The organism is Bradyrhizobium sp. HKCCYLRH3073, assembly GCF_051167995.1.
GTDB lineage: Bacteria > Pseudomonadota > Alphaproteobacteria > Rhizobiales > Xanthobacteraceae > Bradyrhizobium.
This window is the reverse complement of sequence record NZ_JBNPUD010000002.1, coordinates 694,861-710,283: the sequence shown is the minus strand read 5'-3', so window position 1 is coordinate 710,283 and position 15,423 is coordinate 694,861. Positions and strand designations below refer to the sequence as shown.

Here is a 15,423-nt window from a genome sequence, read left to right as displayed (position 1 = left end):
AGGTTCGACGCATTTTCTACTTAAGTCGGCCGGAAAAAAACACCGGCCTGGGTGGGGATGATTAAAATATCTGCAACTGGCCGGTTGGCGAACGCATGTCCCGCATACGCCAACCGTTAGGTCGGCGCCTCAGGACGTCTTCTCGAACAATTCCCGCCCGATCAGCATGCGGCGGATCTCGCTGGTGCCGGCGCCGATCTCGTAGAGCTTGGCATCGCGCAACAGCCTCCCGGTCGCATAGTCGTTGATGTAGCCGTTGCCGCCGAGCAGCTGGATCGCGTCCAGCGCACATTGCGTCGCCTTTTCGGCGGCGAACAGAATGGCGCCCGCGGCGTCCTCGCGTGTCGTCTCGCCCCGATCGCAGGCCTTGGCCACCGCATAGACATAGGCGCGCGCGGCGTTCATCGTCGTATACATGTCGGCCACCTTGCCCTGGACGAGCTGGAAGGTGCCGATCGGCTGGCCGAACTGCTTGCGCTCGTGCACATAGGGCAGCACCGCGTCCATGCAGGCCTGCATGATGCCGAGCGGACCCGCCGCGAGCACCGCGCGCTCGTAGTCGAGGCCCGACATCAGCACGTTGACGCCGCGGCCGACCTGCCCCAGCACGTTCTCCTCCGGCACCTCGCAATCCTCGAACACCAGCTCGCAGGTGTCGGAGCCGCGCATGCCGAGCTTGTCGAGCTTCTGCGCGGTCGAGAACCCCTTCATGCCCTTCTCGATGATGAACGCGGTGATGCCGCGCGGGCCGCCTTGCGGATCGGTCTTGGCATAGACCACGAGCGTCTCCGCGACCGGACCGTTGGTGATCCACATCTTGTTGCCGTTGAGGACGAAGCGGTCGCCTTTCTTTTCGGCGCGCGTCTTCATCGACACCACGTCGGAGCCGGCCTGCGGCTCGGACATCGCCAGCGAGCCGACATGCTCGCCCGAGATCAGCTTGGGCAGATATTTGCGCTTCTGCGCCTCGTTGCCGTTCCGGCGGATCTGGTTGACGCAGAGATTGGAGTGGGCGCCGTAGGACAGGCCGACCGAGGCCGAGGCGCGCGAGATCTCCTCCATGGCGATGCAGTGCTCGAGATAGCCGAGGCCCGCGCCGCCATACTCCTCCTCGACCGTGATGCCGTGCAGGCCGAGCTCGCCGATCCGCGGCCAGAGGTCGCGTGGAAACTGGTTGGAGCGGTCGATCTCGGCGGCGCGCGGCGCGATCTGCTCCTGCGAAAAGCTCGCCACCGTCTCGCGGATCGCGTCCGCGGTCTCGCCGAGATCGAAATTGAACATGCGCTGCGCGTTGGCGATCATGGGGCGGCCTCCTGCTAGTCTTCTGCTTTGCAACAATGGCTCAAAGCCATATTCCGTGGCGTGGCGCTTGTCACGCCCGACGTCCGGCCGAACACCAGCCTTGCGACGCAAGACTTGACGGGTCAGCCCCCGTCAAACTCGGCGCTTGCCCCGCGCTCCCGGGCAGGATGTAATCGCGCCAAGCATCGCCGGACAGCGCGAATCCGGCCATCAGGGAGACGTCCATGCACGGGACCAGCACGACGGCCGAGGCACATCGTCACGCCGCGAAGGGCGAGCGCGTCATCGACGCTGCCGCCGGCCGCGCCGCATCGCTGCCGCTCGCCGAATTCGACCCCGGTCATCCGGAGTTATTCCGCACCGACACGCACTGGCCGTATTTCGACCGGCTGCGCCGTGAGGATCCGGTGCACTACTGCAAGGAATCGATGTTCGGCCCCTACTGGTCGATCACCCGCTACGACGACATCATGGAGATCGAGACCAATCACGCGGTGTTCTCCTCGGCGTCCGCGCTCGGCGGCATCACCATTCGCGACGTCGATCCGGATCTCCGCCGCGAGAGCTTCATCGCGATGGACCCGCCGCGCCACGCCGCGCAGCGCAAGACCGTGGCGCCGATGTTCACGCCGACGCATCTCGACGAGCTCGCGATCAACATCCGCAAGCGCTCCGCCGAATGTTTGGACAATTTGCCTGTCGGCGAGGTATTCGACTGGGTCGATCGCGTCTCGATCGAGCTGACCACGCAGATGCTGGCGGTGCTGTTCGACTTCCCCTGGGAAGACCGCCGCAAGCTGACGCGCTGGTCGGATATCGCCACCACGATTCCCGGCCCCGACGGGCTGGTGGCGACCGAGGACGAGCGGCAGGCGGAGCTGATGGACTGCGCGCGCTATTTCGGTCGGCTCTGGCAGGAGCGCGCCAGCCAGCCGCCGAAGAGCGACCTGCTGTCGATGATGGCCCACAGCGAGGCGACGCGGAACATGGACCCGAAGAACTTCCTCGGCAACCTCGTGCTGCTGATCGTCGGCGGCAACGACACCACGCGCAACACCATGTCCGGCAGCATCTATGCGCTCAGTCAGAACCCTGATCAGTACCGCAAGCTCAAGGACAACCCTGCACTGATCGACAGCTTCGTGCCCGAGGTCATCCGCTGGCAGACCCCGCTCGCCCACATGCGCCGCACCGCGCTGGAGGACATCGAGTTCCGCGGCAAGCAGATCAGGAAGGGCGACAAGGTGGTGATGTGGTACGTCTCGGGCAACCGCGACGAGGCCGCTATCGAGCGCCCCTACGACTTCATCATCGACCGCGCCCGTCCGCGACAGCATCTGTCGTTCGGCTTCGGCATCCACCGCTGCGTCGGCCTGCGACTGGCCGAGCTGCAACTCAAGATCATCTGGGAGGAGATCCTGAAGCGATTTGATCATATCGACGTGATGGACGAGCCCAAGCGCGTCTATTCCAGCTTCGTGAAGGGATATGAGACATTGCCGGTCACGATTGCGGCTTAAGTTGTGTTTGAAGGCGAATCCAATTGGCGCCGGCTCGAACGGTCCAGTAGCTGTGCGATACAGTGCCCTCTCCCCTTGTGGGAGAGGGCATCTCCGGCCCATCCGCGCACTCGGTTGGGTGAGGGGTATCTCTCAGCAAACCACCCTCGTGGAGGCATACCCCTCACCCAACCGAGTTCGCAGGACTTTCCTACATGTCCTCTCCCACAAGGGGAGAGGGCGCATTCATGAGCACCGCGCCTGCCGAGCCACAACGGGCGCAATGATTATTTGAACAAAAGGACCACCTCATGACCGTCCAGGCCGCGCTACGTTCCGACAAGGCCGATCTGCTGCGCGACGCGCGCCTCGAGGCCTATGCGACGCCGATCGAGGACTTCCATCCCGGCGCGCCCAGGCTGTTCCAGAGCGACACGATCTGGCCGTGGTTCGAGCGGCTGCGCAAGGAGGCGCCGGTGCACTACTGCACCAAGGCGCCGATCGAGCCCTATTGGTCGGTGACGCGCTATCACGACATCATGCATGTCGACACCAACCACGCGCTCTTCTCCTCGGACGTCAGCAATGGCGGCATCATGATCCGCGACGTGCCGCCCGGCTACGAATGGCCGAGCTTCATCGCGATGGACGAGCCTCGCCATAGCGAGCAGCGCAAGACGGTGCAGCCGATGTTCACGCCGGAGCATCTCGACGAGATGGCGGTGCTGATCCGGCAGCGCTCGGCGAAGGTGCTGGATTCGTTGCCGCGCAACGAGACCTTCAACTGGGTCGAGAAGGTCTCGATCGAGCTGACGACGCAGATGCTGGCGACCCTGTTCGACTTCCCGTTCGAGGAGCGCCGCAAGCTGACGCGCTGGTCGGATGTCTCGACCGCGCTGCCCAAGAGCGGCATCGTGTCATCGGAAGAGGAGCGCCGCCGCGAGCTCGGCGACTGTGCCGAGACCTTCGGCCGGATGTGGAAGCAACGCCAGGCCAATCCGGGCCGCGACCTGATCTCGATGATGGCGCATAGCGAGGCGACGCGCCACATGACGCCGGACAATCTGATGGGCAATCTCATTCTGCTCATCGTCGGCGGCAACGACACCACGCGCAACACCATGACCGCCTCTGTGCTGGCGCTGAACGAGAACCCGGCCGAGTATCAGAAGCTGCGCGACAATCCGGCGCTGATCGAGACCATGGTGCCCGAGGTGATCCGCTGGCAGACGCCGCTCGCCCATATGCGGCGCACGGCGCTGGTCGATACCGAGCTCGGCGGGAAGACAATCAGGAAGGGTGATCGCGTCGTGATGTGGTACGTCTCGGGCAATCGCGACGAGGAGGTGATCGAGAACCCCGACGCCTTCATCATCGACCGCAAGCGGCCGCGCATCCACCTCTCCTTCGGCTTCGGCATCCACCGCTGCGTCGGCATGCGGCTGGCCGAGCTGCAACTGCGCATCGTCTGGCAGGAGATCCTCAAGCGCTTCGACCGAATCGAGGTCGTGGGCGAGCCGAAGCGGGTCTATTCCAGCTTCGTGCGAGGTTACGAGTCGCTGCCTGTGAGGATTCCGGGGTGAGGGCCACGCCTGAGGCCCCCCACCTGTTCGATCGCCCGTCGTCGCAACCCGGCGGCGCAATTCGAGTTAGAAGCCGCGACTGAAATTGCCGTCAGCCCGCCCAATCTCGAGCGCTTGGGCCTTCGATACCCGATCGCGACACATGATGTATTTCAGAACCTGCACGTCGGTCCCGGCACGATGGGCACGCCACATGTCGAGGGAGAAGCCGTTCTTTGCCATGCAGGCTTGAGAGTGAGGACTGTCGTTGCGCTCTCTGGCGTTTGCAACGCTGGAAGCGAAGAGCGCGGTCGATACCAGGAAAAAACCAAGCAGTTTCATCAAATCATTCCCTTGAGATGTCATGTGAGATCAAACACGGGAACAATAGCCAGCACGATCGCAAGCACAAGCGTGGGGTTGCCCATAAAATCACGGGGAGACATGATGACCTCATGTGATGAGGCGCAACGCGTGCTTTGACCAGATCATTCCTCGCACCCTTTGCGGGTGCTCATTTACCGAAAGTCGTCATGGCAGTATCCGACCCGCCGACAACAGGCCCCGACTGGCCGCTTGCCATCTACGAGGCGCTGAAGGCCGCCGACGTCCGGCAACTCTGCTACGTCCCGGACGCCGGCCATTCCCGTCTGATCGGCCTTGCGCATGACGATCCCGCGATCGCCACCACGGTCCTGACCACCGAAGAGGAAGGCGTCGCGCTGTCCGCCGGCGCCTGGCTCGGCGGCCAGCGCGCGGTGCTGCTGATGCAATCGAGCGGCGTCGGCAATTGCGTCAACATGCTCTCGCTGCTTCAGAGCTGCCGCTTCCCGTTCCTCACTTTCGTGACCATGCGCGGCGAATGGGCCGAGTTCAATCCGTGGCAGGTGCCGATGGGAAAGGCCACGCAGGCCGCCTTCGAGATCATGGGCGTCACCGTGTTCCGGCTCGAGCATCCCGAGGACGCCGGCGAGATGGCGGCGGCCGCCGCCAAGCTTGCCTATGACAGCGATCAGCCGATCGCGGTGCTGATCTCCCAGCGCATGATCGGCGCCAAGAAGTGGACGGAGGTGAAGTGATGAGAGCACCGCTCGACCGCCGCACCGCCGTCAAGGCGCTGCTGCAGGACCGTGGCGACCTGCTGGTCGTCAGCGGCCTCGGTTCAGCGTCCTACGACGTGTTCGCCGCGGGCGATCACGACACCAACTTCTATCTCTGGGGCGCGATGGGCGGCGCAGCCATGATCGGCCTCGGATTGGCGCTGGCGCAGCCGTCACGACCCGTCGCGGTCATCACCGGTGACGGCGAGCAGTTGATGGGGCTCGGCAGCCTCGCGACATCGGCTGCGAAGAGGCCGCGCAATCTTGCGATCGTCGTGCTCGACAACGCGCATTTCGGCGAGACCGGGATGCAGATGAGCCATTCCGGGCTCGGCGCAAATCTCGAACTGATCGCGACCGGAGCCGGCTTTCCCTCGGTCAGCACCATCGAGGACAGCGCGGCGCTCGATGCCTTTCGGCCGAAGCTGCAAGATCTGTCCGGGCCGCATTTCGCCCGCGTCGCGATCTCGACCGATCACGTCGACCGCGCGCTGCCCGCACGCGACGGTGTCTTCCTCAAGAACCGTTTCCGCGGTCATCTCGGATTTCCCGTCAGCTAGAACGCAGCCGCAGGCCGCCTGCTCTGTCGCTCCGGCAAGGCTGCTCGGCTGCAACGCTGGCATTCCAAGCTTGCCAAGCGTGACCCGCTTGGTCATAGGCTATCAGGAACAAGTCCAGGGAGAGAGCCCAGGCCGCGTCACGGCGGCCCGCGGAGCAACACATGACAGACCAGCATCAGCACGACGATTACGCCGACATCCGCGACGCAGTGGCCAAGCTGTGCGCGCAGTTCCCCGGCGAATACTGGCGCAAGCTCGATCGCGAGATGGCCTATCCTTCCGCCTTCGTCGATGCGCTGACGCAGGCCGGCTATCTCTCCGTGCTGATCCCCGAGGAGTATGGCGGCGCCGGATTGAAGCTGTCGGCGGCGGCGGCGATCCTCGAGGAGATCCAGCGCGCCGGCTGCAATGGCGGCGGCTGTCATGCCCAGATGTACACGATGGGCACGGTGCTGCGGCACGGCTCGGCCGAGCAGAAGTCCAAATGGCTGCCCAAGGTCGCCAGCGGCGAATTGCGGCTGCAGGCGTTCGGCGTCACCGAGCCGACCTCGGGCACCGACACGACCTCGCTGAAGACGGTCGCGAAGCGTGACGGCGACAGCTACATCGTCAACGGCCAGAAGATCTGGACCAGCCGCGCCGAATATTCCGACCTGATGATCCTGCTCGCGCGCACCACGCCGAAGGACCAGGTGCAGAAGCGCACCGAGGGTCTCTCCGTTTTCATCGTCGACATGCGCGAGGCCAAGAAGGCAGGGCTCACCATCCGCCCGATCCGGACGATGATGAACCACGCCACGACGGAAGTGTTCTTCACCGACATGCGCGTTCCGGCGGAGAACCTGATCGGCGAGGAAGGCAAGGGCTTCCGCTACATCCTCTCCGGCATGAATGCCGAGCGCATCCTGATCGCGGCCGAATGCGTCGGGGATGCCAAATGGTTCATCGCCAAGGCCACCGCCTATGCCAAGGAGCGCGTCGTGTTCGGCCGTCCGATCGGCCAGAATCAAGGCATCCAGTTCCCGATCGCCAAGGCCTATGCGTCGATGCGGGCCGCCGAGCTGATGGTCAAGGAAGCCACCCGCAAATACGAGGCCGGGCAGGATTGCGGCGCCGAAGCCAACATGGCCAAGATGCTCGCGGCCGACGCCTCGTTCGAGGCGGCCAATGCCTGCATCCAGACCCATGGCGGCTTCGGCTTCGCCGAGGAATACGACGTCGAACGCAAGTTCCGCGAAACGCGGCTGTATCAGGTGGCGCCGATCTCGACCAACCTCATCCTCTCCTACGTCGCCGAGCACGTGCTCGGCATGCCCCGGTCGTATTGAGGTCTGCGATGCTGCCGCTTGAGGGAATCACCGTCGTCGCCGTCGAGCAGGCGGTGGCCGCGCCGTTCTGCTCGTCGCGGCTGGCCGATGCCGGCGCTCATGTCATCAAGATCGAGCGGCCCGAGGGCGATTTCGCCCGTGGCTATGACGCCGCCGCCAAGGGGCAGAGCAGCTACTTCGTCTGGCTCAACCGCGGCAAGGATTCGCGCGTCGTCGATCTCGCCAAGCCGGAAGGCCGCGCCGAGCTCGAGAAGCTGATCGCCGGCGCCGACGTGCTGCTGCAGAACCTCAAGCCCGGCTCGATGGACAGAATGGGCTTCGCCCGCGAGCGGCTGCGCAAGGACTATCCGAAGCTGATCTGCTGCACCATCACCGGTTACGGCGACACCGGTCCCTACGCCGACCGCAAGGCCTATGACCTGCTGATCCAGGCCGAGAGCGGGCTCGCCTCGATCACCGGCGGGCCGGATGGTCCGTCGCGCGTCGGCATGTCGATCGTCGACGTCGCCACCGGCGCGACGGCGCATGCCGCGATCCTGGAGGCGCTGATCAAGCGCGGCCGCACCGGCGACGGCGCCGATATCAGGATCTCGATGTTCGACGTGATGGCCGACTGGCTCACGGTGCCGCTGCTCAACGCGGAAGCCGGCAATGCGCCGAAGCGCATCGGCCTCGCCCATCCCTCGATCGCGCCCTATGGCGTGTTCACCTCGAAGGACGGCAAGGACATCCTGATCTCGATCCAGAGCGAGCGCGAGTGGAAGACGCTGTGTGCCAAGGTGCTGGACCAGCCTGCCCTGCCCGACGATCCGCGCTTCGCCAACATGGTCGCGCGCGTGCGCAATCGTGCGCTGACCGACGGCATCGTCGCCGAGCGCTTCGCGGCGCTGTCGCGCGATGAGCTGCTGGGCAAGCTCGCGAGCGCCGACATCGCCTTTGCCGAGGTCAACAGCATGTCGGATCTCGCGGTCCACCCGCATCTGCGGCGGATCGAGGTCGACACGCCAAACGGCGTCGTCAGCTATCCCGCACCGGCGGCGATCGTGGTCGGCGACGACAGGCGTTACGGCGCCGTGCCCGCGATCGGCGAGGCCGCCTCGCCCCATCAGCGAAAGGGATGATCATGACGGACATGCTCGATCTCGATCACCTCCGGCAATGGATCGGCCGCAGCGCCGAGGCGACCGACCTCGTCACCCCGCAGCTCACCAAGGGCCTGCGCGCGACGCTGTTCCTGGACATCGGCGAACCGACGACCGGCGACATCGCGCCCTACACAGTGCACTGGTGTTTGGGCCAACCGGTGTTTCCGCACGATCAGCTCGGCCCCGACGGCCATCCGACGCGCGGCGGCTTCCTGCCGCCGGTGCCGCTGCCACGGCGGATGTGGGCCGGCGGCGAGGTGCAGTTCATCGATCCCCTGCGCGTCGGCGATGTCGCGACGCGTGTTTCGACGATCACCGACGTCACCCTGAAGAGCGGCTCGACCGGCCAGCTCTGCTTCGTGTCGGTGGAGCATGTCGTATCGACGCCGCGCGGTGTCGCGATCCGTGAGCGCCAGGACATTGTCTATCGCGACATGGGCGGCGCGCAGGCTGCGCCGGCAAAAGCGCCGCCGCCTCCGCCGGTCGCGCAGCACAGCGAGACGCGCGTGTCCGATGCGGTGCTGCTGTTTCGCTATTCCGCGCTGACCTTCAACGGCCACCGCATCCACTACGACCGCGACTACGTCACCAGGGTCGAAGGCTATCCGGGCCTGATCTTCCACGGCCCGCTGCAGGCGGCGCTGCTGGTCGAGTTCGCCGCCAAGCTGAAGGGCAAGCCGCCGGCCAGGTTCACCTACCGCGGCGTGCAGCCGTTGTTCGAAGGCAGCGAGTTCTCGGTCAACGCCAACGACAAAGATGGCGGCCTCGAGCTGTGGACGGCCAACGCCGAGGGGCAGCCGACCATGAAGGGCACCGCGACGTGGTGAGATAGGCTATCGTCATTGCGAGCGAAGCGAAGCAATCCAGGGCCGCACCCGGGACTCTGGATTGCTTCGTCGCTTCGCTCCTCGCAATGACGGCAATTCGAGGAAACGCCTTTGGCAAAAACAACCAAGCCCGTCACCGTCAAGCAGGCCACCTTCGACCTGTTGCGCGCCTTCGGCATCAAGAAGGTGTTCGGCAATCCCGGCTCGACCGAGCTGCCGTTCCTCAGCGACTGGCCCGAGGACATCGACTACGTGCTCGGCCTGCAGGAGGCCTCGGTCGTCGGCATGGCCGATGGCTACGCCCAGGCGACGCGCAATGCCGGCTTCGTCAATCTGCATTCGGCGGCCGGCGTCGGCAACGCGCTCGGCAACATCTACACCGCGCACCGCAACCAGACGCCGCTCGTCATCACCGCCGGCCAGCAGGCGCGCTCGATCCTGCCGTTGCAGGCGTTCCTCTACGCCGAACGCCCGTCCGAATTCCCGCGGCCCTACGTCAAATACAGCGTCGAGCCGGCGCGGCCCGAGGATGTGCCGGGCGCGATCGCCCGCGCCTATTACACCGCGATGCAGCCGCCCTGCGGGCCGACCTTCGTCTCGATCCCGATCGACGACTGGATGCATCCGGCGCAGCCGGTCGCGGCGCGCAAGGTCAGCCGCGAGCTCGGCCCCGATCGCGCCACGATGGACGAGCTGGTGGGCGCGCTCGCCGCGGCGAAGAACCCGGCGCTCGTGGTCGGCCCCGGCATCGATCGCGCCGGCTGCGTCGATCTGGTGGTCGTGGTCGCCGAGAAGGCCAGGGCCGCAGTCTGGGTCAGCCCGTTCTCGGCGCGCTGCGCGTTCCCCGAGCGCCATCCGCAGTTCCAAGGCTTCCTGCACGCCTCGCCCGGTCAATTGTCCGACGCCCTGAAGCCGCACGACCTTGTCGTCGTGATCGGCGCGCCGGTGTTCACCTTCCACGTCGAGGGCCACGCCGCGATTTTCGACGGCGCCACCACGCTGTATCAGATCACCGACGATGCCGAGGGCGCGGCCGTGCCGCCGATCGGCACCAGCATCATCGCGACGATGCGTCCGGCATTGTCGCTGCTGCTGGAGCTGCTGCCGGAGACCGGGCGCGCGGCGCCGAAGGGCCGCGTACTGCCGGCGGCGCCGAAGCCAGCCGATCCGATCCCGGTCGACTATCTCCTGCATACGCTGGCGCAGGCGCTTCCGGCGGGCAGCGCCGTGGTCGAGGAGATTCCCTCGCACCGGCCGGTGATGCACAAGTACATGCCGATGCCGGGCGCGGATTCGTTCTACACGATGGCGAGCGGCGGGCTCGGCTACAGCCTGCCGGCGGCGGTCGGCATGGCGCTGGGCCGTCGCACCGGCCGCACGGTGTGCCTGATCGGCGACGGCTCGGCGATGTATTCGCTGCAGGCGCTGTGGACATCAGCGCAGCGCCGGCTGCCGCTGACGGTCGTGGTCATCAACAATTCCGGCTATGGCGCGATGCGCTCGTTCAGCCAGGTCATGCAGGTGCGCAACGTGCCCGGGCTCGAGCTGCCCGGCCTCGACTTCGTCAAGCTCGCCGAGGGCATGGGCTGCGACGCGGTGCGCGTGAGCCATGCCGCCGAGCTCGAAGGTGCGCTGGCGCGAGGCCTCGCCCATGCCGGCACGAGCCTCATCGAGGTGATGGTCGACGCCGCGGTGCCGCTGCTCTACGCGCAGAAGGGCTGAGCCCGCGTTCGTACAGCGGACGTTCTGTCAACCACGCCGTATGCGACAATGCGTCGCATCTTCAATGGCGGCAGCATGGCTCGCCGCGAAATGCTCATCGGCCCGCCGCAACCGTGCAACCGGCGGTGTCGAGCGCAACCGATTGTTTCGAAAGCTTTCTGCTCCCCCGCGCCATCTCGCCGCGGCCGGCTTGCCGCAAACATCGCGAAATCCTGCCGTCAGCTTGCAGGCAGACGCCTTGCTGCTTGCAAGGTCCGACCATTCTGCAAGCCAAAATCATTTTCAAAAGGTTCCATCATCCAATCCAGCGTACCAAGGGAGTTGAGCTGATGGCGGATAAGAAGAATCTTCAAACCGCGGCGTCGAGGACCGATCTCTATCGCCATGTCAGCGTGCTGGCCCTGATGTCCGCTCTGGCGGTGACGGCGCTGCCGCATCAGGCCCATGCGCAGGCGATGACCACCGCCCTTGCCACGTCGGCCACCACCAACGCCGCCGCGAAGGCGGCGCAGGATGCGGCGGCGAAAGCCGCGGCACAGGCGGCCGCCAAGGCTGCCCAGGATGCCGCTGCCAAGGCCGCGGCTGCTGCCGCCGCGAAGGCCGCGCAGCAAGCGGCCGCCAAGGCCGCGCAGCAGGCTGCTGCGAAGGCGGCGACCGACGCGGCTGCGAAGGCTGCAGCCAACGCCGCTGCGAAGGCCGCGGCCAGCGCCGCCGCCAAGGCTGCCTCCACGGCTGCGACCGCCGCTGCGGCGACCGCGGCGAGCAGTGCCGCCAAGACTGCGGCTGCAACGACGACAGCCGCGGCCATGACGACCAGCACCACCGCCAAGCCGGTTGCTGCCACCACCACTTCGGCTGCGACGACCAGCACGGCCGCCAAGCCTGTCGCCGCCGCCAGCACCGCTGCCAAGCCCGCTGCTGCCGCCACCGCGGCAACGACGACGACCGGCACGGCCAAGACCGCCGCCGCGACCACCACAAGCACGACCACCACCGCCGCCAAGCCGGCCGCGGCAACCACGACCACCGTCGCGCTCGCCAAGGCCACCGCGGCGCCGGCAGCCGCAGCGACGCCGGCCAAGGCGGCCGCCGCAGCGTCGAGCAGCAGCGATGCCGTCGCCAAGGCCAATGCCGCCGCAGCAGCCGCGGCGCAGACCGCGGCCGCCGCCGAGGCGCAGGTCGCTGCCGACCGCAAGGCGATCGACGTCGCCCGTCAGGCCGAGCAGAACGCGAAGGGCGCCGCGATCGAGGCGCAGGAACAGGCTGAAAAGAACCCGACAGCCGCCAACCAGGCCGCGGCGACCGCGAACGCCGCGAAGCTGAGCGCGGCCTCGGCCGCGCTGCAGGCCGCGTTCCAGAAGCTCGACAAGGACATCGACGTCTCCAACGAGGCCAAGGAAGCCGCCAACGCCGCCAAGGACACCGCGCGCGAGACGGCCGAGGCCGCCGGCAAGGCGGCCCAGCAGGCCGGCCAGGCGGCCGGCAACGCCAACAATGGCGGCAATGCCAACAATGGCGGAGCGGCGGCCGGCAACGGCGGCAACAACAACAATAACAACAACCAGCAGAACCAGGCGGCCCAGGAAGCCGCCGAGCAGGCTGCGCTGCAGGCGGCGTTGAAGACCGGCGAGCAGGCACGCGCGGTGGCCCAGCAGAAGACCCAGGCCGCGCAGGCGGCCGCGACCCAGAACCAGAAGACGGTCGAGGCTGCGCTGAACCAGAAGATCGGCACGATCGATGCGACGGTCGAAGCGGCCGAGCAGAAGGTGAACGCCGACCGGCAGGCCCTGGAGCAGGCGCGCCAGGCTGCGCAACAGGCCAAGCAGGACGCACAGGAGGCCGCCGAGGTCCTCGAGCGCGCCAACAATGCGGCCAACCAGGCTGCGCTGGCGGCCGCCCAGGCCAAGGCGCAGACCACCGCCAACGCCTTCAACCAGGCCAACGCGACGCTGAACGCCGACAACCAGGCCCTGACCCAGGCCCGCGAGACCGGCGAGCAGCAGGAGCAGGCGCTGCGGGCCACGGCTCAGCAGCAGATCCAGGCCGGCTACACCGCCGCCCAGCAGGCCACCCAGGCCGCCTGGGCCGAGGCGCAGCAGATCGGCAACGCCGCGCTGGCCGCGCTCGAACAGTAAGACCGCTCCGCGCCGCCGCTCGGGTTACGCCGGGCGGCGCGGACACCGATAACGATAACAAGACCATCACCAGCCGCATGCCGAACCGACCGGGGATGGCGCACGCGTCGGCGACCTGACCTCATCCCGCCGCGTGAGACTCCCCGGTCACCCCACCCGTCAGGCATGCGTTGCCTCGAGGCCCCGTCCCCTGCGGGGCCTTTCTTTTTTGCGCGAGATGGGCCAGCCCGCCCTCGACGGCGATGCAGACCGCGCGCATCGGCCGCAAATCCGGTCGGACAGACGTCGCCGCGTCGGAAGCGCGGGTTCGCGTTCGCGCCCTCGCTGTCGCGCGGCTCGCGCGGAACGACGGGCCGAGGTGCACGCGGCGACTGTCGTCCACCCGCCCTGTTGCCCGCTCAATATTGGAATCGCACGCCGACGACGCCGACCACCGCCATGAAGTTGTTCAGCGCGATGTTGGAGCGGGTCCATTCGGTGCGGACCTCGCTCTTGAGCTGAACGTTGCGGTTCATCTTGTAGGTGCCGCCCGCGGCAACGAACATGCGCTGGTCGACGCGGCCGATGCCGACGAACTGATCCTGGCCGTAGCCGCCGCGCAGCGTTCCGATCAGCCACGGCTCGAACTGATGATCCATCTGCAGGATCACGTCGCGCGACAGGATGCCCGAGACGTTCATCGCCGGCGTCTCGGAGGCCTGCGAGCGCGCCACCAGCACGAAGGTGGTGGCGTCGGTCGCGGCCCAGGCGAGCGTCGCATCCGCGATCACGCCGTTGATGTTCGGCATCAGCGGCGAGTCCATGCGGCGCGTGAGATAGCCGACCGAGGCTTCGCCGGTCAGCGTTCCCACGTTGACGACGGCGCCGCCGCGCGCGGTGATGCCGCTGGAATCGCGGCGCTGGCCGTTGAAGTCGACCTGCAGATCGTGGTTGCGCCGATCGAAACTCATGTCGACAAACGGCGAGATGTTCGGCGTCAGCGCATAGGTGATGCGGACCTGCGCGCCCGGCTGGGTGTAGTTGCGGTCCTGCGTCCGCAGCGGCACGTTGGCGACGATCAGCGCGTCGTTGAACACGACGCGGTCGGCCGATCCCTTGAATGCGATCTCGGCGGGACCGATCTTCTGCAGCACGCCGGCGCTGCCGCCGAACGTCGTGGCGCGGGGCAGCTTGAGCGCGCCCGGCAGCGCCAATGCATCGTTGACGAAACGCGCCTCGCCGGTGATCGCGGTGCCCTCGGTGACGTCATAGCGCCCTTGCGCCCGCGCCTCGAAGGTCGGATGGCTGAGCGAACGGACGTTGGTGTCCTCGGTGTAGGCGCCGCGGAAATCGGCGTTGAGCTGATGCCGCTCCCATTGCGAGCGGACCGCGACCTCCGTCGCCACGATGGCGACCGGTGAGCCCTGCCCGCCGTTTCGCCGGGTCGGATTGGTGTCGTAGCCGGCCTGGATCTCGACGGCGGGCTTCACCAGGAACGACCCGACCATCACACCCGTCGGATCGTAGGGCTTCGCATCGGCGGTCACCGGTTGCGGTTTCACCGTGTTCAGATTGCGATCGGGAAGAACGTCGCGGTTGCGCAGCACGGCCGCGGGCTGGGCTGCTGCCACGGTCTCGTCCGGCTTGGCTGGCTGTGCCTCGGCGGCTGGCTTTGCTGCGATCTGCCGTGCGGCGGGTTGCGGCGCGGCGCGTTGAGCGTCTCCCGCCGGCTCGGCCGTGGCGACGCGCGCGCCACGGGCGGGCTGAAACGCGGCGAATCCGAAGCTGCCGACCGCCGCGTCGCGCTTGCCCGGCGCGGCCAGCGACGGCGCACCGGCCTCGCGCACCGGACGCAGCAATGCGCTGACGCCACGCGGGTCCTGGCGCATCATCAGCGTCCGGCTGTCGTTGGTGATCCGCGGAACGTTGTAGTAGATGCTGCGCGCCGTCACGTGACGGAAGAACAGCCGGTCGGCGCGTCCCGGAACGACGTCCGTCGGCTTGGCCTTGATGGTCTGCTGCGCGGACGCGCCGTCCACCACCATCACGGTCAACAGCAGCACCTCGACGAGCGCGAGCGTGACCCCGCGGTGGGATCGCGTCACCATGAGCCGCTTGGTCCGCACCGCGAACGCGCCGGTCTTGTGTGGTGAATGAGCCTGCAAAGCAATGCCGGGGTATGCCAATATCACGCGACGACGTCAGGTCAGGGCGCCGTCGCAATGAATACGCAGCGCATGCACGCGACGAGCTCCCCTTGCCTG

Annotated in this window: 12 protein-coding genes; 9 read left to right on the top strand and 3 right to left on the bottom strand. The window is 66.9% G+C overall.

Annotated elements, in window-relative coordinates:
• Positions 1-129 precede the first annotated feature (129 nt).
• Complete coding sequence (locus ACQR1X_RS07120; protein WP_315803196.1) at positions 130-1,302, bottom strand: isovaleryl-CoA dehydrogenase; 1,173 nt, start codon at positions 1,300-1,302, stop codon at positions 130-132.
• 224 nt (positions 1,303-1,526) lie between these two features.
• Between ACQR1X_RS07120 and ACQR1X_RS07115 the strand changes: the two genes are divergently transcribed.
• Complete coding sequence (locus ACQR1X_RS07115) at positions 1,527-2,822, top strand: cytochrome P450 (protein ID WP_316216574.1); 1,296 nt, start codon at positions 1,527-1,529, stop codon at positions 2,820-2,822.
• A gap of 290 nt (positions 2,823-3,112) precedes the next feature.
• Entirely contained in the window at positions 3,113-4,384 is a 1,272-nt protein-coding gene (locus ACQR1X_RS07110; RefSeq protein ID WP_434898566.1) for a cytochrome P450, read from the top strand.
• A gap of 66 nt (positions 4,385-4,450) precedes the next feature.
• Here ACQR1X_RS07110 and ACQR1X_RS07105 read toward each other — a convergent pair whose 3' ends face one another.
• Positions 4,451-4,705, bottom strand: a complete 255-nt coding sequence (locus ACQR1X_RS07105; RefSeq protein ID WP_316216572.1) for a hypothetical protein — start codon at positions 4,703-4,705, stop codon at positions 4,451-4,453.
• Between the two features lie 191 nt (positions 4,706-4,896).
• On the opposite strand from ACQR1X_RS07105, the gene ACQR1X_RS07100 reads away from it, so the two are divergent.
• The 7 genes from ACQR1X_RS07100 to ACQR1X_RS07070 all read left to right on the top strand — a co-directional run bounded on the left by ACQR1X_RS07100 (position 4,897) and on the right by ACQR1X_RS07070 (position 13,180).
• On the top strand, positions 4,897-5,442 hold the full coding sequence (locus tag ACQR1X_RS07100; protein ID WP_434873308.1) for a phosphonopyruvate decarboxylase: 546 nt from the start codon (positions 4,897-4,899) through the stop codon (positions 5,440-5,442).
• On the top strand, positions 5,442-6,023 hold the full coding sequence (locus ACQR1X_RS07095) for a thiamine pyrophosphate-dependent enzyme (protein ID WP_434873309.1): 582 nt from the start codon (positions 5,442-5,444) through the stop codon (positions 6,021-6,023). Before ACQR1X_RS07100 ends, ACQR1X_RS07095 begins: the two co-directional genes overlap by 1 nt.
• 161 nt (positions 6,024-6,184) lie before the next feature.
• A complete protein-coding gene (locus ACQR1X_RS07090) occupies positions 6,185-7,351 on the top strand; it encodes an acyl-CoA dehydrogenase family protein (RefSeq protein WP_316238091.1) in 1,167 nt (388 codons plus the stop codon).
• Positions 7,352-7,359: 8 nt separating this feature from the next.
• Positions 7,360-8,472 (top strand): CaiB/BaiF CoA transferase family protein, encoded by a 1,113-nt coding sequence (locus ACQR1X_RS07085; protein ID WP_434883552.1) that lies wholly within the window; start codon positions 7,360-7,362, stop codon positions 8,470-8,472.
• Between the two features lie 2 nt (positions 8,473-8,474).
• Entirely contained in the window at positions 8,475-9,323 is an 849-nt protein-coding gene (locus ACQR1X_RS07080) for an FAS1-like dehydratase domain-containing protein (RefSeq protein WP_434898565.1), read from the top strand.
• Positions 9,324-9,434: 111 nt separating this feature from the next.
• Positions 9,435-11,045 (top strand): benzoylformate decarboxylase, encoded by a 1,611-nt coding sequence (gene mdlC / locus ACQR1X_RS07075; RefSeq protein ID WP_434898564.1) that lies wholly within the window; start codon positions 9,435-9,437, stop codon positions 11,043-11,045.
• A gap of 329 nt (positions 11,046-11,374) precedes the next feature.
• The gene (locus ACQR1X_RS07070; protein ID WP_434898563.1) at positions 11,375-13,180 is read left to right on the top strand and encodes a hypothetical protein; all 1,806 of its coding nucleotides are present in this window, start codon (positions 11,375-11,377) and stop codon (positions 13,178-13,180) included.
• A 398-nt stretch (positions 13,181-13,578) separates the two neighbouring features.
• Here the strand turns inward: ACQR1X_RS07070 and ACQR1X_RS07065 are convergent, their stop codons facing one another.
• On the bottom strand, positions 13,579-15,267 hold the full coding sequence (locus ACQR1X_RS07065; protein WP_316238096.1) for an outer membrane beta-barrel protein: 1,689 nt from the start codon (positions 15,265-15,267) through the stop codon (positions 13,579-13,581).
• Positions 15,268-15,423: the final 156 nt, after the last annotated feature.